The 22,285-nt window shown below is 52.4% G+C and carries 21 protein-coding genes; 5 read left to right on the top strand and 16 right to left on the bottom strand.

The genetic code is table 11. The features are described from left to right. Positions 1-100: 100 nt before the first annotated feature. A complete protein-coding gene (locus SH668x_RS02000; protein ID WP_437187026.1) occupies positions 101-1,546 on the top strand; it encodes a metal ABC transporter permease in 1,446 nt (481 codons plus the stop codon). Positions 1,547-1,550: 4 nt separating this feature from the next. Here the strand turns inward: SH668x_RS02000 and SH668x_RS01995 are convergent, their stop codons facing one another. From SH668x_RS01995 to flgB, 13 genes are all read right to left on the bottom strand, one after another. Further along, positions 1,551-2,945, bottom strand: a complete 1,395-nt coding sequence (locus tag SH668x_RS01995) for an HD domain-containing protein (RefSeq protein ID WP_437187025.1) — start codon at positions 2,943-2,945, stop codon at positions 1,551-1,553. Between the two features lie 106 nt (positions 2,946-3,051). Next, on the bottom strand, positions 3,052-4,119 hold the full coding sequence (locus SH668x_RS01990) for an EscU/YscU/HrcU family type III secretion system export apparatus switch protein (protein WP_437187024.1): 1,068 nt from the start codon (positions 4,117-4,119) through the stop codon (positions 3,052-3,054). A 129-nt stretch (positions 4,120-4,248) separates the two neighbouring features. After that, positions 4,249-5,004 (bottom strand): flagellar biosynthetic protein FliR, encoded by a 756-nt coding sequence (locus tag SH668x_RS01985; RefSeq protein WP_437187023.1) that lies wholly within the window; start codon positions 5,002-5,004, stop codon positions 4,249-4,251. Then, positions 5,004-5,273, bottom strand: a complete 270-nt coding sequence (locus SH668x_RS01980) for a flagellar biosynthetic protein FliQ (RefSeq protein WP_437187022.1) — start codon at positions 5,271-5,273, stop codon at positions 5,004-5,006. Before SH668x_RS01980 ends, SH668x_RS01985 begins: the two co-directional genes overlap by 1 nt. Before the next feature lie 91 nt (positions 5,274-5,364). Continuing rightward, positions 5,365-6,186, bottom strand: a complete 822-nt coding sequence (locus tag SH668x_RS01975; protein WP_437187021.1) for a hypothetical protein — start codon at positions 6,184-6,186, stop codon at positions 5,365-5,367. Continuing rightward, positions 6,179-6,652, bottom strand: a complete 474-nt coding sequence (locus SH668x_RS01970) for a flagellar FliJ family protein (protein WP_437187020.1) — start codon at positions 6,650-6,652, stop codon at positions 6,179-6,181. The genes SH668x_RS01975 and SH668x_RS01970 overlap by 8 nt, the downstream gene beginning before the upstream one ends. 16 nt (positions 6,653-6,668) lie before the next feature. After that, positions 6,669-7,979, bottom strand: coding sequence for a FliI/YscN family ATPase (locus SH668x_RS01965; protein ID WP_437187019.1), 1,311 nt, complete (start codon positions 7,977-7,979; stop codon positions 6,669-6,671). Continuing rightward, positions 7,897-8,571: a FliH/SctL family protein gene (locus SH668x_RS01960; RefSeq protein ID WP_437187018.1), complete on the bottom strand. Its 675-nt coding sequence runs from the start codon at positions 8,569-8,571 to the stop codon at positions 7,897-7,899. Before SH668x_RS01960 ends, SH668x_RS01965 begins: the two co-directional genes overlap by 83 nt. Positions 8,572-8,583: 12 nt before the next feature. After that, the gene (locus SH668x_RS01955; protein WP_437187017.1) at positions 8,584-9,546 is read right to left on the bottom strand and encodes a FliG C-terminal domain-containing protein; all 963 of its coding nucleotides are present in this window, start codon (positions 9,544-9,546) and stop codon (positions 8,584-8,586) included. Positions 9,547-9,586: 40 nt separating this feature from the next. Then, positions 9,587-11,128, bottom strand: a complete 1,542-nt coding sequence (gene fliF, locus SH668x_RS01950) for a flagellar basal-body MS-ring/collar protein FliF (protein WP_437187016.1) — start codon at positions 11,126-11,128, stop codon at positions 9,587-9,589. A gap of 78 nt (positions 11,129-11,206) precedes the next feature. Next, positions 11,207-11,539 (bottom strand): flagellar hook-basal body complex protein FliE, encoded by a 333-nt coding sequence (gene fliE / locus SH668x_RS01945; protein WP_437187015.1) that lies wholly within the window; start codon positions 11,537-11,539, stop codon positions 11,207-11,209. Then, complete coding sequence (gene flgC, locus SH668x_RS01940) at positions 11,539-11,991, bottom strand: flagellar basal body rod protein FlgC (protein WP_437187014.1); 453 nt, start codon at positions 11,989-11,991, stop codon at positions 11,539-11,541. Before flgC ends, fliE begins: the two co-directional genes overlap by 1 nt. 74 nt (positions 11,992-12,065) lie before the next feature. Next, positions 12,066-12,419, bottom strand: a complete 354-nt coding sequence (gene flgB / locus SH668x_RS01935; RefSeq protein ID WP_437187013.1) for a flagellar basal body rod protein FlgB — start codon at positions 12,417-12,419, stop codon at positions 12,066-12,068. 485 nt (positions 12,420-12,904) lie between these two features. On the opposite strand from flgB, the gene SH668x_RS01930 reads away from it, so the two are divergent. Next, positions 12,905-14,494: a sensor domain-containing diguanylate cyclase gene (locus tag SH668x_RS01930; RefSeq protein WP_437187012.1), complete on the top strand. Its 1,590-nt coding sequence runs from the start codon at positions 12,905-12,907 to the stop codon at positions 14,492-14,494. Between the two features lie 149 nt (positions 14,495-14,643). Beyond that, positions 14,644-16,464: a protein kinase domain-containing protein gene (locus tag SH668x_RS01925; protein ID WP_437187011.1), complete on the top strand. Its 1,821-nt coding sequence runs from the start codon at positions 14,644-14,646 to the stop codon at positions 16,462-16,464. Positions 16,465-16,544: 80 nt separating this feature from the next. Here SH668x_RS01925 and SH668x_RS01920 read toward each other — a convergent pair whose 3' ends face one another. Continuing rightward, positions 16,545-17,171 carry a hypothetical protein gene (locus tag SH668x_RS01920; protein WP_437187010.1) on the bottom strand — a complete coding sequence of 209 codons (627 nt, stop codon included), beginning with the start codon at positions 17,169-17,171 and terminating at the stop codon, positions 16,545-16,547. A 138-nt stretch (positions 17,172-17,309) separates the two neighbouring features. Beyond that, positions 17,310-18,560, bottom strand: a complete 1,251-nt coding sequence (gene ribA, locus SH668x_RS01915) for a GTP cyclohydrolase II (protein ID WP_437187009.1) — start codon at positions 18,558-18,560, stop codon at positions 17,310-17,312. A gap of 603 nt (positions 18,561-19,163) precedes the next feature. Here ribA and SH668x_RS01910 point away from each other — a divergent pair. Together SH668x_RS01910 and SH668x_RS01905 are read left to right on the top strand one after the other, a co-directional pair. After that, complete coding sequence (locus tag SH668x_RS01910) at positions 19,164-20,174, top strand: TerC family protein (RefSeq protein WP_437187008.1); 1,011 nt, start codon at positions 19,164-19,166, stop codon at positions 20,172-20,174. A gap of 525 nt (positions 20,175-20,699) precedes the next feature. Beyond that, positions 20,700-21,194, top strand: a complete 495-nt coding sequence (locus SH668x_RS01905) for a hypothetical protein (protein ID WP_437187007.1) — start codon at positions 20,700-20,702, stop codon at positions 21,192-21,194. Positions 21,195-21,361: 167 nt separating this feature from the next. Here SH668x_RS01905 and SH668x_RS01900 read toward each other — a convergent pair whose 3' ends face one another. Further along, positions 21,362-22,072 (bottom strand): hypothetical protein, encoded by a 711-nt coding sequence (locus SH668x_RS01900; protein ID WP_437187006.1) that lies wholly within the window; start codon positions 22,070-22,072, stop codon positions 21,362-21,364. Positions 22,073-22,285 lie beyond the last annotated feature (213 nt).

The following is a 22,285-nucleotide window of genomic DNA, read 5'->3' as shown; positions in this document are numbered from 1 at the left end:
CTGAAGGAAGCTCTGCTTGAAGCAAGAGGCGAATCAATCTGCTCGTTATTCCGGCCAACGTCAGTCGATCGTCCGTTGGATTTCCGGGAGGAGTGCCATTTTGAGTCGTCGCTACGTGACGGCATGCAGCCTGTTGATCGCTTTGTTCTCCTGCTTCCCTGCTGCTGCGAGTGCTGCTGAGACCGCATCCGTTCGTGAAACACTGATTCGGGTGTTGAGCCTCCGGGACTACAACACGTGCGTTGTTTTGATCGGCACAACTTTGCTGGGGATGTCTGGCGGCATCGTGGGGGTGTTTATGCTTCTCCGGCGGCAGTCGCTGATTGGAGATGTTGTCGGGCACTCCGCACTCCCGGGAATCGCCATCGCGTTTATCATCTCGCAGGTGATCGCACCCGGCAGTGCGAAGAACCTGCCGATGCTGATGACGGGGGCGTTTGTCGCAGGGATTACCGGAGCACTCTGCGTCATGGTGATCGATCGCTTTTCCCGTGTCCGGGCAGACGCTGCACTGGCCATTGTGCTGAGTCTGTTTTACGGGTTGGGAACCGCTCTTCTGACCGTGATCGTACGCATTCCATCAGCGAGCAAAGCGGGGTTGAAAGATTTTTTGAACGGCAAGACAGCGTCGCTCGTCGAGTCTGATGTCTGGATTTTCGCTATCGGATCGATCTTGTTGGTGCTGGTGGTGCTGCTGCTTTTTAAAGAATTCACATTGCTTTCGTTCGATCGCAATTTCGCCAGTGCTTCGGGCTGGCGCGTGGCGTGGCTGGATGCGTTGCTGATCGGTTTGGTGGCCGGGGTGACCATTGTCGGAATGCAGACTGTCGGATTGATTCTCGTCGTCGCGATCTTAATTATTCCAGCAGCCAGTGCCCGATTCTGGTCCGACCGAGTTGCCGGACTCACCGCCATTGCTGCCTTGATTGGGGCCCTCTCGGCGGCGCTGGGGACATTGCTGAGTGCGATGGCTCCGAAACTGGCTGCCGGGGCGGTCATTGTCTTGAGTGGCAGTTTTCTGTTTGCGATCAGTCTGGTCTTCGGCACCAAACGTGGACTGCTCTGGAGATGGTGGGAGCAGCGTCGGCTCAAACAACGAATCGGACGCATGGACCTGCTCAGGACCGCCTATGAACTCATCGAAATGAGCAGCCCTGGACATGATGTTTCCGAACACCAGTTGCTTCAATTTCGACTTTCCAGACAACAACTGTTGGCAGCTCGCTCTTGGTCTTCAACACAGTTAGAGCGGCTGCTTCTTTCCGGCGTGCTGGATGGAAAATTGAATCAGCATGCGGATCTCACGTTCAGCCTCACGCCTGATGGAGCTGCGCTGGCCAGACGCGCTGTGAGGAATCACCGGCTTTGGGAGCTGTACCTCATCAATTACGCGGATGTCGCTCCAAGTCAGGCGGATTATGACGCCGATCGAATCGAACACGTGCTCGGTCCACAATTGATTCTCGAACTCGAGCTTCGACTCGCTGAGCAGGATGGAAGTCGTCTTCCGGTCAGCCCGCATCATCTGTCTCGACCGGTTGAATGATTGTCTACATGTTCGTTTTGGCGTCCATCGCATCTCCCAGTACCGAGTTCAGCGCCGCATTGAGTTCGACATCGTGCGCGTGAGTCTGACAGTAAATGCGGAAGATCAGGAAACTGACGGGGATGGTTCTGAAGAGTTCATCATCCTGCAGTTCATGGACGCCGCTCGTAGGGTCAAAAAGAAAATTCTGACCACCTGCGGGAAGGCGTGAGCTCGGTCTGTGGTAGTGCTTGGCGACGTCGATGTTCAGCGGGATGTCGCGGATTTCTTCAGGCAATCGTTCACGCACACGCTTCAGTACCAGTTCTGGTTCCGAAAAGATGGACATCCTCTCGCCGCTTGCGGAGTGGAAATTCAGCGTTCGTTCGCACGCCAACTTCCAACTCGTTTTGCGATACAGAATGGCGTTCCATTGCTCTCCCAGTTGTTTGAGAGCCGGGTCGTCTGAATGGCTCCAACGCTGCACGTCGACCAGAAATGAAGACTCGTGGAAGTGGAGATAATCTTCCAGATGATCAAGCGGATTCCCCTGAAAGAGATGGCTCATCGTCTCCGAGAAAATCTCTTCGATGCTGATGTCGAGTGCTCTGACGGTGCGATGGAAGTAGACCATCCGGAAGAGATTGGCACGGGTTTCAATAAAGTGAATCAGCGAGGGGAGTCCGCGACCATGAATTGTCAGCCCTTCTTCGCCAAAGAAGCTGTAGTGAATCAGGCGCGAGATATCGAAGGCTTTTGTGTTGACGCCAGTCATGTAGGCGTCTCTCAACACGAAGTCCATGTTGTCGACAGTGTAGATGCCACTGAACAACGCACGCAGTTTTCGAAGCCACGCGGGATGTCCTGATTCCAATCCTCTCGGACGTCGGATCAGCCAGGCGACCTGTTTTGGGTCGAGCTCTTCAAGTGGTTGAAGTTTCCCGCTGGGCGTCCGGCGGATGCCACGGATCAGTTCGCCAAGATGCCGTTCGATGACGGCAGCACCGATGTCTTCGTGGGTGATTCCGAATTGCGAGAGATAGTGGTCATCGAAAAAGTGTCCGAACGGGCCGTGTCCCACATCATGGAGCAGCGCCGCCATGCGACACAGACTTTCTACGTAGGGCTTCGACGGACAGCTTGCGCAGACCTCCGCCAGTGACTCATACCACTCATCGATGACCCGGGAAGCAAGGTGCATCGCTCCCAGAATATGTTGAAATCGCCGGTGTTCGGCGCTGGGAAACACAAACCAGGCAGTTTGCAGCTGGTGGATTTGTCTCATCCGCTGAACCCACGGATGATCGATCAGGTCTTGCTCAGAAGTTTCGGAATCGGGAAGGCCTGACCGAGATGTAAACGGTATGTACCCATGAATGGGATCGTAGGAAAGGCTTTCCGCAGCGTAATCGCGAGTCATGGTGAAGCAGTCGTTGTTGTGAGTGGTCAGTATTAAGAGGATTCTAGATGAACTCCCCGACGGCCACTATCCGACTCTTCGGACAACGTTACTTCACACTGGAAAACTACATGAGCCCGTTCTTGATGCGGTAGACATAGGCAAGAATTTCGGCGACCGCCCGGAAATATTCGAGAGGAATTTCCTTGCCGACTTCAGCCAACGCGTAGAGTGCGCGAGTCAATGGCTTGCGTTCAAGGACAGGGACACCGTGTTCTCTTGCAGTCGCTGCGATGCGTTTTGCAAACGCTCCGCTTCCCTTGGCAATCACCTTGGGAGCACTCATTACTCCTGACTCATACCGCAGTGCGACTGCATAGTGGGTCGGGTTCGTAATCACGACGCTGGCGCGAGGAACATCTTTGAGACTTTTTCGCTGCGATGCCTCTCGCTGCATGCGGCGAATTCGCGATTTGACCTGTGGATCTCCGTTCTCGGATTTTTGTTCATCTTTGACTTCCTGCTTCGACATTCGCAGCTTTTGTTCATTGCGATACCACTTGAAGCAATAGTCAGTGATTCCCCAGAGCAGCGCCGTTCCAGCGAGCGACATCATCAACTGAATCAGCATTTCCCAGCCAAGGACGACGGAATGAATGACCGGACCGTGAGCCTCTTTCTGTAAGGTGTTTCGCCAAAGGTAACACACCACGCAGGACACAATCCCCAGGGTGCTCACTTTGAGGACGGCCATCATACCTCTCACGACGCTTTCCAGTGAAAAGATCTTCTGGAACCCCTTCGCCATGTCCAGCTTTTCCCACTTGGGGACAAGTGGTTTCGGGGTGATGAGAAAGCCGACTTGAATCTGGGACAGAAGCAGGTTGATTCCCAGAAAAATCACCGATGCAACGCCTGCGATCCCCCAGAGGTGATTGAAAAACCATTGTCCGGCGATTTGAGTGCTTGCGACAGTCCAATCACTTCCGTCCAGCGTCACGATTCGTTCGGAGAGAATTCGCTGCGTCTGCCCGATCATGAGCGGAACCATCCACAACGAAGCGACTGCGACAAAAAAAATAGCGACCGCGCTATTCAGGTCAGGGCTATAGACAACCTGACCATCTTCCCGAGCGGTCTCACGACGGTGCGGTGTCGGATCTTCCGTCTTGTTATCGTTCGTCGATTCTGCCATGTGAGTTGTCAGAATTCATTGTGTTGGGGGAAATGAAGCGGGGACATGATCCATGGAACAGTGAACATTCCGGGGGAGCGACTGGTGAACCGAATGAGACCTGCGTTGCTGATGGCACCTCGAGATGGGCTAAAGACCGCGAAAACTTGTGAACGAATGCAATGTGTGCATCATCCCGCTCATCATGCTTGGCAAGAACCAGAGCATTGCCACTAGACCGATAAAAAGACGAATTGGACCGCCGAATGTGAACAGATTGAACTGGGGTGATTGCCTCATCATGAACATCGTTGCGACGAGTGAGACGAATAGAACTATTCCCACAGGCGCAGCGATTCCCAAGCCGAGATTCGTTGTCTGCAAGATGCTTCCCACAATCCATTCCTGTGAGGGCAACGTCCAACTTTTTCCCAAGGGGAACAGTTCGAGAGTCGAATCGAATAGGCGCAGAAACTCGTGGTGGATGTTTGTTCCGAACAGAAGCAGAATCGCAATGATCTCGAAGACCTGCGACAGCACGTTGGATTCGCTTGGCTCGGTTGCAGAAGTGACTGCTGCCATTGTGAGTCCCATTTCCTGAATGATGTAAGCTCCCGCAATTCTCATCGGCACCAGAACCAGTCCTAAAAGCCAACCGAGAGAAGCGCCGAATAACGTCTCTCTCACCGCCAGCCAGGTCAGCAGGAACCAGTTGTCACTGATTTCAGGGTTCAGTGAGAATGCCAGCGGTGGAACCACCTTCGTACTCCACATGACAGTGAGTGCCGTCGCCAAGCCAATTTTAACGGTGTGTGGAAGATGGCGGCCCGAGAAGGGAGGAAGAAACGCCACAAAGCCCGCGACGCGGAAGAAAACGAGCAGAAACGCGATAACAAGGAGTGTCATTATCGAACTGCCTGAAGCATGTGGTACATCATCCGGGATGTAAATCCCATCGCCATTTTTAACGACCATGGCAACGTCAACATCATCACGATTGCAACTCCGATGATTCGCGGAGCAAACGAAAGCGTCTGTTCCTGAATGCTCGTGACCGTCTGAAGAACGCTGATCACCGTTCCGATGATCAGGCTTGCGAGCACAGAGGGGAGTGTCAGAACCAAGGCTGTCAGAAGGAGGTCCCGCAGAATGCTGGCGACGGTCATCAAGTCCATTGGTCTTCCTTTACACAGCCGTGTGGGAGCTCTCTGCTCACTTGATTCCGCTTGAGGTGAGGGGCGACTCAATCACTGCTCTTCGGGCGAGTCAGCGTTTCGCCGTTGATTTGGGAGGTGCTTTCTTCAGCTTACGAAACTTCTCGATCAAGGTCTGAACGAGTTTTGGATCATCGATCGCTGAGAGGATTTTGGCAGCCTCTCGTTCCTCGAGGTTTCGCAGAATCTGAACGGCAATCTCCAGTTCCTCCGCTCCATCATCTGCCATCGACTTTAGAACTTCGGCTGCTTTCTCTGGATCCATGCTTTGGATCCACTGTGAGAGCCGCTTGGTGTTTTCCTGCTGTTCGAGATCAATCTCAACACGTTCGTGTTTGATTTGCTGCATGTTTGCAGTGGCATCGGTCTGATCTTGTAGCAGTTGAGATCGCATTGAGCTCATCTTCTCGATGAGAACTTCTGCCTGCTTCAACTGGTCCTGAACCTGAACTCGAAGTCCTTCAATCTCTTTGCGTTCTCCCTCGATGTCCGCTTGTGCGAGTTGCTGTTGGACGCGGCGCTTCTGGAGTTGCTCCTCCTGAAGTCGAACGGTGTTCTCCCGCTCTTTCACTCCCATCCCAAGTCTCAACAGTTCTTCAACACTCATCTCGCGGGGGCGAATGGGGACGGGCAGCCGTTGCTTCGCATCCCCAGTTGCAGGAGCGTTTTCAAAATCGGACATCGCAACTTTTGTTGTCGATTGCGACGCATCTGGAGTCCGCTGGGCATCTGCGACCGCTGGATGAAGTTGCGAGCTGTGTTCATCAGACTGTGTTTTGGGCGCGAGGACGACGTTTTGAACGTACCATGATCCTCCCGCTGCTCCGAGAAAGACGACGAGTCCAAATCCCACAAATACCAGATTTTTATTCATGGGAATTTACCCCAGCGACGGAAGCATCTCCCAGCTTCCAACGAGATATTGAAACATCGTCCATCCCCTTTTGCTCCTCTAGAAGTCGTTCCAGGCGATGCTCGGACTTCTGTTTTTCAATGAGCTGTTCGAGTCTCTCGACTTTGGAATGGAGTAACTGGAACTGCTGACGGGACTCATCGCGGATTTTTGCAGTGGAGTCAACATGGCCTTGTTGCTTCTGGAGTTCTTCGGCAGCAACTAGCAAATGTTGCTGGATTCCAAGGATCATTAGAACGTTGCTTGCCTGCTTGATGGCGATTGAAGCGGTCGCGTGAGCTGATTCCAATTGTTCGGCTGCGATCTTTTCTGCCTGAATCGCATGTTGGTGAGAAACCGTCGCCTGAGCGAGTCGCAACTCGGCCATGTGGCTCTGCTGGTCGAGAATCCCCTTCACTTTTTCCAGTGGCGAATGAAAACGCTTCATGTCTTTCTCCCGGTTTTCATCCAGCTTTGAATTGCGACATCAGTTGGGACATGTCCGAAAATGAGGAAGACTGACCAATCTCCTGCTTGAGAAAACTCAGGATTTTGGGCATCTTCTGAATCGCTTCATCGACTTGCGGGGAGGCACCCATCTGGTACATCCCCAGCTGAATCAGATCTGACACCTCTTCGTATGTCGCCAAAAGTTGTCGCATTTTTTGTGCAGCCTGTTGATGCTCTGGCGTCGTCACATCCCGGAAGAGGCGACTCAGACTGTGCAGCACATCCACAGCAGGATACTGTCCGCGCGACGCGATTTTCCGACTCAGCACGACATGCCCATCGAGAATCGATCGGGCGGCGTCCGCAATCGGTTCGTCCATGTCATCGCCATCAACCAGAACGGTGATGAGTCCTGTGATGGACCCTACTTCATCGTTTCCAAGTTTTTCGAGAGTACTTGCTAATACAGTGAAAACCGAAGGGGGATACCCGCGTGTTCCGGGAGGTTCCCCTCGAAGCAATCCGAGTTCACGTTGTGCGAAGGCAAGGCGAGTCAAACTGTCCAGGAAGAACAGGACATTCTTCCCTTGTGATCGAAATGCATCTGCCATAACGATCGCGCTGCGGACCGCCTGAATCCGCATCAAGGGCGTTTCGTCAGACGTTGCCACAACGACGATACTTCGTGATCGTCCTTCGTCTCCGAGGCAATCCTCCAGAAACGGGACAACTTCACGACCTCGCTCGCCGACGAGACAGATAACATTCAGGTCGGCCGAAGCATGCTTGGCGATTTCCCCCATGAGCGTGCTCTTGCCAACCCCGCTTCCTGCGAAAAGTCCGACACGCTGCCCCTGCCCGAGTGTCAGCAGCCCATCAATCACACGTTGTCCGGTAATCAACGGTTTTGTGATGCGCTGCCGTGCCAGAGCAGAAGGAGTCTCCTGATCGACCGTTTTCCAGCGTCTCACAGAGAGCGGCCCTCCACCGTCGATCGGTTGTCCAAGCCCGTTGACGACTCGTCCGAGAAGTTCCGGGCCAACGGGGACGCTCACTCGGCGGCCAAGTGCAATCACCTGAGATCCCGGTTTTAGGCCAATGCCGTGATTGAAACTCATGATCTGGGCGTGTTCGTCGTGTACTCCGACAACTTCTGCAAGGAGTCGTTCATCGTCGATGGTTCGAATTTCGCACAGCTCGCCAATCGAGGCAGGAACGCGAGCCGTCAGGATTTCCTGAACACTACGAATACTTCCGGCGGTCCGGAAAACGTCGCAACTTTTGGCCTTCTTCTTGAGTGCTTCGACGTTCAGTCTGAGTGTCATCTAATTCTTCCAACCAATGTCTACGAATTTCGGAGAGTCGCAGGCTAATGTCTGATACCTGAAGTCGGCCGTCAGTTCCTTTAACGCGGCAGCCTCCACGGGAGAGTGATGGATCGCTCCGTAGGTGGACTTTTTCCGGATTCCATTTCACCGAACTGTTTCGAAGACGTTGATTCAGAAGTTCAAGATCCAGCGGGTGCAGCCAGACAATCGGAACGCCGTCAATTTCCATCCCGGCAATCGCTTGTTGAACAAGCTGTTCCACTCCGAACTGGTCACTTGAGATCGCTTCGAAAACCAAATGAGAGGCAACTGCGACTGCCAATTCTAAAGCGACTTGCTGCATCTCCGCCAAAGACTGATGCCGGCGCTGATCCAAAACATTGAGTTTTTCGGAGATTGTTTCCAGCAACGGCTGGAGGTCAGGGGGGGGAGGCTGTGATGGGAAGGTTGTCTGTTCAACGTCGGCATGGGGAAATGCAGGCTTTTTGCTCACAGGCTCTGGCGATGCCTCGACCAATTGCTCAGCTGCACTGCTCCGAATGAAAACCTGAGTCGGGCTGCTCGAGAACGTGATTTGTTTGCGGAACATTTGATCGGCTCCTTAGCCTTCCGATTCCTGCTCGGATTCCGCGATTGCTCTGGTGACCAGTTCTCGAGAGGCCTGCAGTTGCGAACCACTGACGTTTCGTCGGAATGTCAGTTCTTCCTGCAACGATGTACGTGCCCGTTTTGAAAGGTTGTTCAGAATCTTGGTAACCAATCCTTCGCCAGCTCCGAAGAGAGCTGTTGAAAGCGTCGTTGAATCGATCTTCGCCAACACCTTCTGAATCTGTTGATCATCGAGATGTTCGATGTCTTCGAATCGATACAACGCCTGATTGATCGCTTTCGCCTGCTCTGGATTCTCCGATTCCAGCGCGCGGAGAATGTTTCGACGCTGGGATTTTTCAGTCGCTCGCAGCACCTCAACCATTCGTTGTAAAGCACTGTCGTTCGGCTGAATCGAATTGGGAAGACTCGTTGCATGCTCGACCGTTGTCGCAGCGATTCGCCGCAGAATCACTTCCGGTGCCCGCGGGTCACGGCTCATTTCACGAACGACAGCTTCGCGTTTATCGGTCGATAACAATTTGAGAAGAGTTGCAACCCGAGGGGGAGTCAGTCCTTTGAGGAGCAACGCCACAGTCCGAGGCTGCTCCATCTGAAGTGCAGCAGCAACCTGTACTGCATTCATCAGTTCGAGATCTTTGAGCGGATCGCCGGACAGAATGTACGGCTCTTCCGTCGGGACCTCTTCCTCTTCGTCGTCTTCAGTGTGGAGCCGAAGTTCCGGGCGTCCATTTTTCAGCACGAACCCTAAGAACCGTTCGAAGTCCTCCAGGACAGCCTGTTGTTTTTTAGCGGTGATGGGGGCGTTGGCCGTTTGCTTCATCTGAAGTCGAAGGTCATTGCTGATCTGTACATCGAGATTGTCGAGTACCTTTGCCGAGGCCTCTTCCCCGAGCAAGTGCAACAACGTCAGCACTCGATCCTTCTGCAGATTACTTTTTAATTCGTTGATCACGGTCACTTCCGCTGAATCCCTTTATTGAACTGCCTGGGTTTCAGGATGCTTTACTGATGGAAGAACGAGTCTCGGTGGCTTCTCCCAGCCATGCCCGGATGACTTCGGCTACCGCTTCAGGATTTTGAATCGCCCGTTGCGCCAGTTCCGCTTTCTTTAAGACGACTTCCGGAGGAATGGCATCAGGATTGCCGGTTTCCACAACAACTGGCTGCATTCTGCGAATGACAAGAACACCGAGGAAGAGCGAGACCAGTGCCCCAAGACCAAGCGAGATGTTTTGCAGTAGCGGAGCATACTTCTCCCACCCAGGGACTGCGATGACCGGATTGATCATGTGGGCGTTGCCCGTTAATGGAGCGGAGAGAACTTCAATCTCATCCATGCGATTTGCATCAAACCCCACCGCCTGTTTGATGATTTTTTCGATTTGCATCGAGGTAATTGTGGGTGCTTGTGCTGCTCCGGTCGATCCAGCATCAGCGGCAGATTCAGGAAGCTGGACAACTGCTGCGATGGTCAGTCGATTGATTCGGCCGGGAGCTTTGTGGACGGTATCTTCAGTTTTTGCGGTCTCGTACTGAGTGGTATTGCTTTCCATTTTTGTGCTGGGGGCAGAACTCCCTCCCGCCTTGAAAGCAAGCTGGTCGATCTGTTCGGGCGGTTGTCCAACAATCCCCTTGGTCTGACGCGACCCTGTCGTGGACTCGCTGTGAATGGTTTCCGAAATTTTTACCTTCGCATCAGGATCGTATTTCGTCTCTTTGGTTTTTGTGTCTGTGAAATCAATATCAGCGGTGACTCGAACGACGGCTCGCCCTGCTCCCAGCATTTGGGTGAGAATGGCCTCTGCTTTGGAGGCGAGGTCGGCTTCCACTCGGCTGCGATAACTCAATTGTCCTGTGACATCACCTTCCATGCCGGACATGGCCGAGGTCAGCATGCGACCACTGGTGTCGAGAATCGAGACGTTCTCAGGACTCAGGTTTTCCACGCTGTGCGCAACGAGCGAGGCGATGGCACGTCCATCTGTCGCAGAGAACATGGCGCCCGGTTGCAATTCCAGAATGACGCTGGCTTTTGCACTCGTCCGGTCTCGTAGAAAGGGACTCGATTCTCCGGGAGTGAGGTGAACCGTCGCGTTGCGGACACTCCCCAGATTCATGATGGAACGTCCGAGCCGTGTTTCCAGCTGTCGATTCAATTTCGCTTTATAGAGTGTCGGATCAGACCAGATTCCTTCGCTGATATCTGCAGCATCCCCTGCCGCAGGTCCAACAAGATCTTTCAACGCCAGACGGGCTCTGCTCAGTGAGTTCTTCGGAACGCTGACGGCTGACCCCGCATAATTCAGCTTGTACTGAATCCCCTCAGCTTCCAGTGCACTCACAACTTCAGCTGCCTGCTGAGGGCTGAGGCGATCAGTCGCGGCCACGTATTCTGGTGTCGTGGCCCAGATGCCAACTCCAGAGACAGTCGCAATGGAAGCGACGACTGAGGCAATCATTGCAGCGCGCTGACCGACACTCCAACGTCCCCAAAGAGACTGAATCTGAATGCTGAATTTATTGAAAAAGTCCATAGGACTCACCTATCGAATCACGTGCTTCAATCGCAACGACATTGGCATGGGGGGGTATCTCAGCGGCTGTGTTTTCACTTAAATCTGCATGCGCATGACATCCTGATAAGCGGAGATCAACTTGTCGCGAACTTCCATGACCATCCGAAAAGCGATGTCCGCTTTGGCTGCATTGATGGCCACTTCATGAATGTTGTTCACTTCACCCTTCAGCAGCTTGTTCATGTCGTTCGTCGCTGTTTGTTGAGGCTGATCAACCTCCTGAAGGACTTCCATCATGAGCTGATTGAACGGAACTCCCGACTTCGATTGCGGAGCCGCGCCCACTCCTGGCGAATACCCTGCCGGTGCAATCGGTGATGAATGACTGACGTTCGGGGTCAGATTATTCGGGTTCAGGTAGACTGACATCAGCCGTTAGACCTCATCAAAGAAAGCGCCTGTTCGGCCATCTGACGAAACGTCTGCAACGACTTCAGATTCGCTTCATAGGCCCGATTCGCCGTCATCAGGTCGACCATCTCTGTCGACAATTTCACGTTGGGCATTTCGACAAACCCATCTGCGCCTGCATCGGGGTGTCCAGGGTTGTAGACCTTCGGCAGCTCGCTGGGGTCTTTCTCAACACTCAGCACTTCAACGCCATTCAGCGTTGGGGAAATTTGATTGGGGGAAGCTGTCTGGCCCGGAAGAAAATCCTGAATCGCTTCAGCGAAGACCACCTGTTGCCGACGGTAAGCGCCTCCAGCGGCGGACGAGGTGGAATGTGCATTTGCGATGTTGTTTGCAGCCACTTCCATCCGCAATCTCTCGGCGGTGAGCCCTGATCCAGAGATCATCGTGGAAGAAAAAAGTTGACCCATGCCCATTGGAGTCTGCCATTTCAATCAGTTACAGGGAGATTAGCGATGACCTCAGGTTTCAAAATTTCATGTTGTTATCTGATTGCTCTTCTCATCAGATCAAACTGGCTGGCAACAATTTGTGAATATGTCTGGAACAACATTGCATTCCTGTTGAGCTGTCCAATTTCGCGATCAACATCAACGTTATTGCCGTCGTGCCGTGTGTTCAGGCCTTCTTCCTGAAAGACGCGGGGGGCGATGGTTGAGGTTCCCATCTCTCCCCCTTCTTTGAGGTGTTGGGCGTATATCTCTTCAAATTCAACATCCAGTCGCTGGTATCCCGGCGTGTTCACATTTGCCAGATTCTGGCTGATGACCTGCTGGCGGAGTTCGGCAGCATTCATGAGTTGATGTATGGAACTGAGTTGTGGGGGGATTGGGAACATGTCACTAACCCAGAAAACCTGCAAGTTCACTTTATGGATAATGGTCGGCTGTGATGGAGGAATCGGCACAATCCGCTAAAGTTCTTTCCTGCAAAACAAGAAGAAAACACAGAAATATCTTCATCGCTACTCGGCGATCTTTTCTTTTTTACCCAAATTTCGTGCGTTGCCGTAACTAAAGGTGTCGCATTCTGACTTATTGGCAGTCGTTGATGGACGATTGTGTTTTTTTTGCCTCTTTGCGGGCAAACACTCAGCATTGTCTGGAGATTTAACCTAAGTATTGGGAGAAGTGCCGGGGTATTTGACGGCGGGGACTGGGGAAACGCCGGTCCCTGAAAATCGCCCGTTGGCGCTTTTTGCTGATTTTCCGGGAGCGCTCCTTGGATCCAGCCACAAGTGGTCCGCATTCGAAGTCACAGCGATGACTTTATCTGTCTTAACAGGTTACTGTATAATCGATTACAGCCGCCGGGAAGAAACGAATGGACAGCACTATCCGACGCCTGGCGCAATTGCCATCACTACCGACGGTCGCAATTCAACTCCTCAACTTGTTCGCTGACGAACAGGTCGAGGTCTCTCGAATTGTCGAGACGCTTCAATCTGATCCGGCGCTTTCGGGTAAGATTCTGAAAGCTGCGAACACGTCGCTATTTGGACTCAAACGCCCGGTGAGCGAACTCAACCGTGCTGTGATGATCATTGGGAAGCGTGCTGCGATGGCTTTGGCTCTCAGCTTCTCGATCGCTGAGGCCAGTCTGTCGCGTGGTGAGCACGCCGAATACTTCTCCCAGTTCTGGTTTCAATCGTTGGTAAGAGGGTGTGCTGCGAGCATCGTCGCCGAAACCCATTCCAAGATCGATCCTTCCGAGGCCTTCACTGTTGCCGTTCTGGCGCGGATCGGACGACTTGCACTGCTGCATACAGACAGCCACCGCTTCGTGGCGAGCATGCTTCGCGCCAAAGAGGAAAAGGCCAATCTTGATCGAATCGAAGCGAGTTTTGGCAGCGTCACTTCTCAGCAAGTGACAATGCATTTACTTCGGGAATGGAAGTTGCCCGAGCGTTGTCTCGACGCAGTTGAAGGCCTGAATGACACCGTCGATCAGATCTGTTCAACTCGGGCAGATGCAGATTTGGAACTGAGAGATCTGCTCCAAATCGCAAACGGGATCGCTGAGTTCTTTTCGGGTGAACTTCAGGGATTGGCAATTGCAGAAGTCTATGAGCTGGCCGAGTTCAGACTGGGAGCTTCTGAACAACAGGTGAATGATCTTGTCGAACGCGTTCGCATGGAACTCGATCATCACAGCCACCTTTTCAATCTCGATATGTCCAAGGTGGGGACGCCTGTGGAATTGTTGTCACAGGCGATGTCGCAATTGGCACTCCTTGTGTCAGGACTTGCGACGAATTCAATTGAGTGGGCAGGTGATCCGAACACGCAGGAAATTGTCGAGGAGAACAGCCGTCTGAAGAGACGCATCGTTGAGTTAACGCAGTCATCCATGGTTGATGCCTTGAGCGGTCTGCCGAACCGTTCGTATCTACTGCAGGCACTCAGGGAGCGAGTTCGACACGCTCGCGATATCAACGGTCCGGTTGGGGTTCTCTTCCTGGATATCGATCATTTTAAAAGCGTGAACGACAAGCTTGGTCACCTCGCTGGAGATCGAGTCATCACTGCTGTGGCCCAAATGTTGAAGAACTGCATTCGAGAAAAAGAGGTCGCCACCCGATATGGAGGAGAAGAGTTTGTGGTGATCTCAACAACGTCCAACACATCGGAAATCTCATCGCAGGCGGAGAGAATCCGAGCAGCGATTGAGGCACTAGAAATCCAATTCGGCGACGTCAACCTTCGAGTTACCGCAAGTGTTGGGGCAATCCTGTGTTATCCCGAAGGGGGGCATGATCAAGTCATTGATCAGATTCTCGAAACTGCGGACTCGGCGATGTATCTCTCCAAGAGAAATGGAAGAAATCGGGTGACCATACTGACCGAATTGTGTCGGGCAATGAATCCCTCGGAGTTCGGGACGGAGCCGATTGCAATCGAGCTGATATCGTAGGCGAGCTGAGTCGATGTTGAAGTTTCTTGAACTCCAAGAGTTCTGTAGGTCCTGTTGCCACTTCAAAAATGATCACTCTCACTCCACATGAAACTGAACTGTTGCAGCGACTCAGGGAGTTGCATTGGGAGGGGGAATCCCAACTTCCCATGCCTCCTCAATCGGTGATCGATTTTTCAGTGAAAGCGCGGCAGCCGGATGTGAAAATCCGTGAGCTCGCAATCATTGTGGACTGTGAACCCGCTCTGACGACGGAGCTTCTGCGCAATGTCAATTCCTGCGTGCGAGGCCTCCGCCACAAGGTCGATTCTGTCACTCAGGCGATCACACTCTTGGGGATTCCATCCAGTACGACCATTCTTCTGACCAGCGCACTATCAAATGCGATGAGTCAAGTGGAATCGATGCTTCTTCCGACCGCGGATTTTCGCAGAGAGACCGTCGAGCGATCAATTTTCGCACGTGAAGTCGCCAAGGTCATGGGGATGGATCAGACATTGGCCTACACTGCCGCGATGTTGCAGGACATTCTGCTGCCGAGCCTGACTGTCCGCTATCGTGATAAATACCAAAGGTACCTCAAGTCCCGAGAATTTGATTCTCTTGTCGGTTTTGAACAGTTGACCTTCGGCTGGACGCATTGCGAGTTAACAGCGAAAACGCTGCTGACTTGGGGCTTCTCAGAACATCTGGCCTTGAGAGTCCTTCAGCACCATGATTCTCCGGAGCAACTCCTTGTGGGCACCGACGGGACGGTATCCCGTTCATTTCCGACAGCCTGCTCTGCACTGCTGATGGACATGTTGAGGCAATCCCCCGATGGAGTAACTCGACTCGTTGACCTCCATGCGATCAACTCAAAATTCGTTCTAATGGATGTTGCTCAGTCCGTCGACAGTGCGATTCGGGAACTCTCAGGGAATCTTTCACACCCTGTGAGTTTGATTCAGCGATTACAGAATGAGATGTTGAATCAGATCGAGGTCCGGCGTCACCAATCCGTTGCCCCGGGGAGGCAATTCGGGAACTACGTCATTGAAGAACGGCTGCGGGAAAGCAGCATGGGGGCGATCTACAAGGCTCTGCACATCCGGATGCGGCGGCCCGCAGCAATTAAAATCCTGCTTGCCGATCGCACCAACCAGAATTCGATTGCTCAGTTCGAACGCGAAGTGCAATTGACCTCAACACTTCGACACCCAAATACGGTTTCCATTTTTGATTACGGCCGCACCCCGGATGATCTCTTCTATTATGCGATGGAGCTCGTCGAAGGAATGACACTCGCTGAGATCGTCAAAACGGGAGGGCCGATGTGTGATGGACGGGTGTTGGTGCTGTTAAAGCAGATCTGCAGTTCGATCGCTGAAGCTCACCAGATGCAGCTAATTCATCGTGATATTAAGCCAGAGAACATCATGTTGTCCAAACGGACGAACTGGCCAGATCACATTACTGTTCTCGACTTCGGCCTGGTGATTGACGCCAAATCAATGACTCCCGGTGACTCTGGCAATTCCAGAGCAGTGGTTGGCACTCCGCTCTACATGTCGCCCGAAGCTGCACAAGGAAAAGAAGACATCTGTGTTCGCAGCGATCTCTACTCGATCGGTGCAGTGGCCTATTTCCTGTTGACTGGCTCGCCGGTTTTTACCGGTTCGACCGTCATTGACGTTCTGCACCAACATGTCCGGTCGACTCCATTGAAGCCGACCGAGAAGCTCAATGTCAGCATTGCTCCGCAGCTTGAAGAGCTGGTCATGAAGTGTTTACGCAAGCTCCCTGCTGAACGTCATGAGTCGGTGCAACAGCTACTCGAAGAGTTGTCGACCATCGTTCCAGTCCAGCCTTGGAGTCAAGAAGATGGATTCAACTGGTGGACCGGAATCAGCGACAAGGATCATCTTCCTCGCGTTTCACAAGTTGATCATCTGTCGAACACGATTGTCACCGCGGATCAGTTTCCGTGAGCAAACGTTGCCCCCTTGTTGAGCTGAAACTTGAGCCCAAATGCGGCTTCAAGTTTTCAGCTCTCGCTGTCTTTCTGAGGCTATCTTGCTTTGCCCGTTCTGGCTTTTGAACGACCAGTCGCAGCGTCAAATTCCTGAGCCTGTCCCCAGCGGTAGTGAATCCAGCCGACAAACAGTCCCAGTAAAGACGCTGAAATTACTGCTGCAGGGCTCTGTGTGAATTGAGAGTTCTCAGCAGCAGCCTGGGTTGTTAAGACCAGTCCCACAGAACTGATGACCAGTCCCATCGCATCAGAAAGAAGTTCGCTCAGGCTCAAGCTGAGGCGAGTCAGTAGCCACAGTTTTGTAAAGACAAGCTGCAACGCGAAACCAACAACTCCGGCGAACATCAACGCGAAAGCCAACCAGTGAAACGCGGAAAAAGAGAGTTTCTCCGCAAGCAGGTAAATCGGCTTCAGGATGCCAGCAGAGACTTCCTTCGCTGTTTCATTTTTGTCCACTTCCGACTGGATCGTCTGGAGTTGATCGCGGGATGATTCAATCGCTTTCTCAGAACTCTCGACAATCGTCTCAGTCGACTCCTGAATGGTCTTCTGGACAGGGATGGGCTCCCCGGACGTCGGCTCTTCCGACTCCTGCGCGACCGCGTTCATCGACATCGCAAGAACCAGATAACATGATACCAGAGTGAGAAGTGAGGCTTTCATTGAGGAGACTCCAGTGACAAAAACGCGAATGTGGACCTGGTTCCAACGTCGGAATGACCGCATGATAACGCGGAAACAATGTCACCGGATCAAGGATTCTTGCGATCCATCAGTTTTTCGCCAGACACAGCCCGGATGTTACTGCGCGGGAGAAGAGGGTGGGAGAATGTGCCCCATCTTCGTTCGCTTAGTGTCCATGTACTTGGATCGCTTCTCGTGTGGTGCCGCAACGATCGGAATCTGCTCGACGACCTTCAAATCGACCCACTGCTGAAACGCTTCGGTTTTCTTAGGGTTGTTCGTGAGGAGGCGAATTTGCGAGAGGCCCAGATCTTTGAGAATCTGGAGGCCAACCATGTAATCACGCAGATCTGCTTTGAAGCCGAGCCGATGATTGGCTTCGACGGTGTCGAGACCCTGATCCTGCAATTGATACGCTTTCAACTTGGCTGCGAGTCCAATCCCTCGCCCCTCCTGCGGCAGATACACGACGGCACCGGCTCCTTCGTTGACGATCATTTGCATCGCCATGTGGAGTTGGTCCCCGCAGTCGCATCGTAGTGACCCGAGAATGTCGCCGGTAAAGCAAGATGAGTGCATACGGATGAGTGGAGCGGGATTTGATTTCAAATCGCCCCAAACAATGGCCAGTGGCTCCTGATCATCATGAGTCACCTTGTAGGAAATGAACGTTGGTGAGCCATAATCTTCGGTCGGGATGACGACTTCTGCCTCGCGGCGAATCAGCTTTTCGCTCAGTCTGCGGTGTTGAATGATCTGCGCGATGGAGATGATCGGCAGATCGTATTCTCTGCAGAGATCTTTTAGCTCGGTGGCGTCTGCCATGCCGTCGCCACGTTCACTACAGACTTCGATCAGACATCCGACCGGTTTCAGTCCAGCCATCTGAAGCAGGTCGATTGTCGCTTCCGTGTGGCCTGCTCGTCGGAGGACTCCCCCTTCACGAGCGAGAAGTGGGGAAATGTGCCCCGGCTTCACGAAATCTTTCGGTTTGCTATCTGGATTGGCGAGTGAACGGAGTGTGAGCGTGCGCGCTTGCGAACTGACTCCTGTTCCGCTGTCGCGGTGATCAACTGGAATCAGAAATGGCGTCTGGTGGATCGAGGTGTTGGAATCTCGGTCGACGATGGGGGAAATCTGGAGTCGGTCAGCGACTTCCTGAGTCATCGGAGCACAAAGGACCCCTGCTCCCCTGCGGAGCATGAAGTTGATCATCTCAGGAGTGACTGCTTCGGCCGCACAGACGAGGTCCCCTTCGTCCTCACGCTCCTGAGCATCGAGCACAACAATCATCTTGCCAGCCTGAAGATGTCGGATGGCTTCTTCAAGAGTGTTGAGTTCTACCTGTGCGACAGGTTCGTCCGTCATGATGTTCTCAATGTCGTTGATGCTGCCTCTCAGCGTTCCGGAATGATCGATTTGGCGGAGAGGAAATGATTCTGCCCGGAAGTTCAGAGACGACTCGTCAGTGACTTCGCTTTCGCAGAACAATTGACCTCTATCATAGAGGGTAGTTGTGGTCTGCTGCGAATGGATGATGACAGAATTGCTCAGGTTGATGCGACGAGAGTGTTTTTACCAAAATCTGGGAAAGTTGAGAAAATTCTGATCTTCCGAATCGGGGCAAACCGTTTGCTCTCGATTCCAGCGGATGCCGCTGGAGGCGAATTGAGTCAGCATTCCGTTGCAGATAGCGATGCGAGTGCATTCGTTTTTAATATAAAGTGCGGACTTCAGATTGTCTGAGGGGAGTCAATCAGCCTGAGTGAGTTTGCTCAGCTCCCTTTTAGAATCATGCAATCATCCTGCAAGGTGAGATTGCCTGATGCTTTTCTGTTCCCTTACCATGTCCGGACGGCATGACTCGAGAGTGATGTGCGAAGTTTTTCGTGATTGGTTTGATGCCGTCAGGGAATGCCATTATTTCTCGGAGTATTGCTCCGACAACCCACGATTTTCGAGAAGTGATTCATGTCTCCGTCGATTTACGCAGCGTTTGTGTGTGTTATTGCATTTCTGATTTACCTCGACTTAAACGTACTTCATCGTAAATCGCATGCGATCACTGTGAAGTCTGCGTTGTTCTGGACGGGGGTCTGGGTCTTCGTATCGCTGTTGTTCAATGTCGTTGTCTATTTCCTCTACGAAGGGGCACACGTCACTTTCGATGGGAAGGAAACGACAGGATGGAGTGCAGCGACGGACTACCTCACGGGGTATCTCATCGAGTATTCGCTTTCTCTCGACAATATTTTTGTGATCGCACTGATCATTACCGCGTTTCGTATCCCAGCAGAACATCAGCATCGGTTGCTGTTCTGGGGAATTCTCGGGGCAGCGGTGCTGCGTGGTCTGATGATCTGGGGTGGTGCAGCGATGATGCATCACTTTGAGTGGACCATCTACGTCTTCGGAATTTTGTTGATTGCGACGGCGATCAAAATGATGTTCGGAGGCGACGAAGAAATTGACACCGATAACAACTTCGTGGTGAAGATTTTCCGCCGCTTCTATCCGGTGACAAAAGAGTTTAATGGACGACGTTTTTTCCTGCAGAAAGACGGGAAGTGGTACGCGACTCCCATGCTTGTCGCGCTCGTTTTGATTGAGACGTCTGATGTGATGTTCGCTGTTGATTCGATCCCAGCCGTTTTCGCTGTGACGAAAGACCCGTTCATCGTGTTCACATCGAACATCTTTGCAATCCTCGGACTTCGTTCGCTGTACTTTGCCTTAGCTGGAATGATGGGCAAATTCGAATACCTCAAATACGCACTGATCGTTCTGCTGCTATTCGTCGGGGTCAAGATGCTGTTGTCCCAGACGTATAAGATGGATAATCGAGTGTCGCTGGGGATTATTGCTCTGATTCTGACATCCGGAGTCGTCGCCTCATTACTGTTCGGAAAATCAGGGCATGCTGAAAGCAAGGCAATCGAAGGACCAGATGGGGATCACAAGGAAGGAAGCTCGCACGAGTAAATCCTGACAATTAAGAGTGGGTTAACAATCGGGGGGAGAACGCTGCGAAGGCAGGTTCTCTCTCCGATTTTCTTTTGGAGAATCCAAAATTGTCAGAATTCTTGAAAGTGTTTGTGAATTGACCCTTAGGCGGTGGCGACCAACTCCATTTCCGTTCTTTCTGGAGCCCTTTTTCTGATCGAATGGGATGTTTTAGTGGAGTATTCGGCATAACCCAACTTTCGCAGAATCATGACTCAGAATTGCTGCTTATGAAGAATCCGGCGCGGACAGGTGCTGGAGTTCGTCACGTCCGGAATGTTCCGCGCCCTGAGACGTAAGCACGGCGTTCGTCGCGGAATGGAGCAGAATCAATCGAATTCCAGTTTGTAACTCCCCGATATCAAAGGTGCGGAGGAATCGCAGCCAGGACATTCCGCCACACTCAATGCAAGAGACAATGTGGAAGAGGCGCAGGGGCGCGCGGCCAAGCAGAGCCGAGGACCGCAGGTTTAATGCGGTTCAATTGACTAAGGGGAAACAGGGTTGAGTCATTCTCATCTGGCAATTCGACATCTCGTTCGAAAACTGGAGAAACAGGAAGGTCGACGATCAGTGAAGCCGCAGCTCCCTGCGTGGTTGATTGAGTTCGCTGACCGTTTATCACAGCGGTTTGAACCCTTCAGTGGTGTTGCCCGCGTCGGTTACGAATGTATCAATGTCGACAACTCGTGGGAGATTGCCTTCTTTTTGGGTGAGCTCGAGATTGTTGGCGGTCCAGGCGATGGAGAGATGCGCCCTGTCAACTTCCGGTTTGACCTGAAAGGGCTGACCAACGAATTCGAGAGCGTCCAGGCGATGTACTGGAATGCTTTTCCGAGCAGTCATGCTTGCTATGACGCCTGTTCAGACCTGTCATTGCTGACTGTTGAAGGACTCATTATGGGGCAGTCTGTGAAGCTTCAGCTGCATGCTGGTCCCCCTGATAGTGTCGGTCCTGGGCTCAGAGAATTTCAGGACGGCCGCTTCGAACTCGCGTAGTTGAAGCGAATGAATCATTGAGAATAGGTCTTTTGCGGGACCTCTCCAACAGGCAGTGAATGTGAGCGGCATACTCACATTCACTGCCTGTTTTTTGTTTGAGGCTCAACGCTATCGCATCATCTCGCGTGGGTGAGGCTGCCCCACGAGCACCGCTCAGCCGCAGACTACCGTGAGAACGGAGCGATGTTTCCTGAGATGCGGACTTTGATCTTTCCGGTGCACTTGGCCCCTGCTGGGAGATTGACCCGCAATAAGAGCGGTCCGCTCTCGGTCGGCACAAATTCTTTCTGAGTGCCAACAAAGATGGGCGTCGGAAGATCTTTGGGATCTTTCTGGCCTTTGGATGTGTCGCCCGCTTTGCCGACAACTCCCATCAATCCACCATAAGGAATTCCTTCCTGAACACCGTGGATCAGGTCACCCTTCTGGTATCCATTGGGGGTGAGGGAATCGCTGAGGGTGAATTTGAAATTTCCTTCCGCTTCGATACGAATCGGTTTGTCTTTGGCCACCATGACTCCGACCGGCATCCAGCCAGCACCGGGATCGAGATCGACCATCTGCACGTTTTCTTTGAAGACTGCCTCATCGAACATCTTCAGCTTGTTCTTGACTTGTTCGATGTCTGGTTTGACTTTCAGGATGCCTTTGAGCATTTCGCTCGCTTTGGTGATGTCCCCAGCTTCTTCATATTGGCCAGCGAGGTCAGCGAGATTTTTCAGGTACTCACTCTGAGCCTTCTCTGCAGCGTTATCAAGTGTTTTCACATTAGGCTGCTTGTTACGTCCTCCTTGAGCAAAGGAGATATCTGCGGCTGAGAGTGTCAAAAGTCCGGCGAGACAAAGATGAGGCCAAACTCTTTTACGAAGTTCCATAAAGTTATCTCCGCTGCTTGGATCGAACGATCCACGTACCGTTGAAGTGGTGAGGTGATACTAGGAAATTGATGGACGGGGTTGTCCAATTCCTTTACTCGCGGTGAGCACCTGAATCTTCGTTGATTCTTTGACGTTTTTCGAGATTTGGTGAAAGAATCAGGAAAAAAGGGAGGCAAATCATGAAACCAAGATCGCACTCTGGCGCGCTGC

The organism is Planctomicrobium mucosum, from assembly GCF_051466335.1.
GTDB lineage: Bacteria > Planctomycetota > Planctomycetia > Planctomycetales > Planctomycetaceae > Planctomicrobium.
The sequence above is the reverse complement of the archived record's forward strand: the minus strand, read 5'-3'. Positions and strand labels throughout refer to the sequence as shown.

What these genes read in the sequence shown, in the direction of transcription:
- SH668x_RS01970 (WP_437187020.1), bottom strand. Translation starts at nt 6,652, where the DNA reads ATGAAGCGTTTTCATTCGCCACTGGAAAAAGTGAAGGGGATTCTCGAC.
- ribA (WP_437187009.1), bottom strand. Translation starts at nt 18,560, where the DNA reads ATGACGGACGAACCTGTCGCACAGGTAGAACTCAACACTCTTGAAGAA.
- SH668x_RS01920 (WP_437187010.1), bottom strand. Translation starts at nt 17,171, where the DNA reads ATGAAAGCCTCACTTCTCACTCTGGTATCATGTTATCTGGTTCTTGCG.
- SH668x_RS01985 (WP_437187023.1), bottom strand. Translation starts at nt 5,004, where the DNA reads ATGACACTCCTTGTTATCGCGTTTCTGCTCGTTTTCTTCCGCGTCGCG.
- flgC (WP_437187014.1), bottom strand. Translation starts at nt 11,991, where the DNA reads ATGGGTCAACTTTTTTCTTCCACGATGATCTCTGGATCAGGGCTCACC.
- fliF (WP_437187016.1), bottom strand. Translation starts at nt 11,128, where the DNA reads ATGGACTTTTTCAATAAATTCAGCATTCAGATTCAGTCTCTTTGGGGA.
- SH668x_RS01925 (WP_437187011.1), top strand. Translation starts at nt 14,644, where the DNA reads ATGCCTCCTCAATCGGTGATCGATTTTTCAGTGAAAGCGCGGCAGCCG.
- fliE (WP_437187015.1), bottom strand. Translation starts at nt 11,539, where the DNA reads ATGTCAGTCTACCTGAACCCGAATAATCTGACCCCGAACGTCAGTCAT.
- SH668x_RS01980 (WP_437187022.1), bottom strand. Translation starts at nt 5,273, where the DNA reads ATGGACTTGATGACCGTCGCCAGCATTCTGCGGGACCTCCTTCTGACA.
- SH668x_RS01975 (WP_437187021.1), bottom strand. Translation starts at nt 6,186, where the DNA reads ATGAATAAAAATCTGGTATTTGTGGGATTTGGACTCGTCGTCTTTCTC.
- SH668x_RS01990 (WP_437187024.1), bottom strand. Translation starts at nt 4,119, where the DNA reads ATGGCAGAATCGACGAACGATAACAAGACGGAAGATCCGACACCGCAC.
- SH668x_RS01930 (WP_437187012.1), top strand. Translation starts at nt 12,905, where the DNA reads ATGGACAGCACTATCCGACGCCTGGCGCAATTGCCATCACTACCGACG.
- SH668x_RS01995 (WP_437187025.1), bottom strand. Translation starts at nt 2,945, where the DNA reads ATGACTCGCGATTACGCTGCGGAAAGCCTTTCCTACGATCCCATTCAT.
- SH668x_RS01900 (WP_437187006.1), bottom strand. Translation starts at nt 22,072, where the DNA reads ATGGAACTTCGTAAAAGAGTTTGGCCTCATCTTTGTCTCGCCGGACTT.
- SH668x_RS01910 (WP_437187008.1), top strand. Translation starts at nt 19,164, where the DNA reads ATGTCTCCGTCGATTTACGCAGCGTTTGTGTGTGTTATTGCATTTCTG.
- SH668x_RS01960 (WP_437187018.1), bottom strand. Translation starts at nt 8,571, where the DNA reads ATGTTCCGCAAACAAATCACGTTCTCGAGCAGCCCGACTCAGGTTTTC.
- SH668x_RS01965 (WP_437187019.1), bottom strand. Translation starts at nt 7,979, where the DNA reads ATGACACTCAGACTGAACGTCGAAGCACTCAAGAAGAAGGCCAAAAGT.
- flgB (WP_437187013.1), bottom strand. Translation starts at nt 12,419, where the DNA reads ATGTTCCCAATCCCCCCACAACTCAGTTCCATACATCAACTCATGAAT.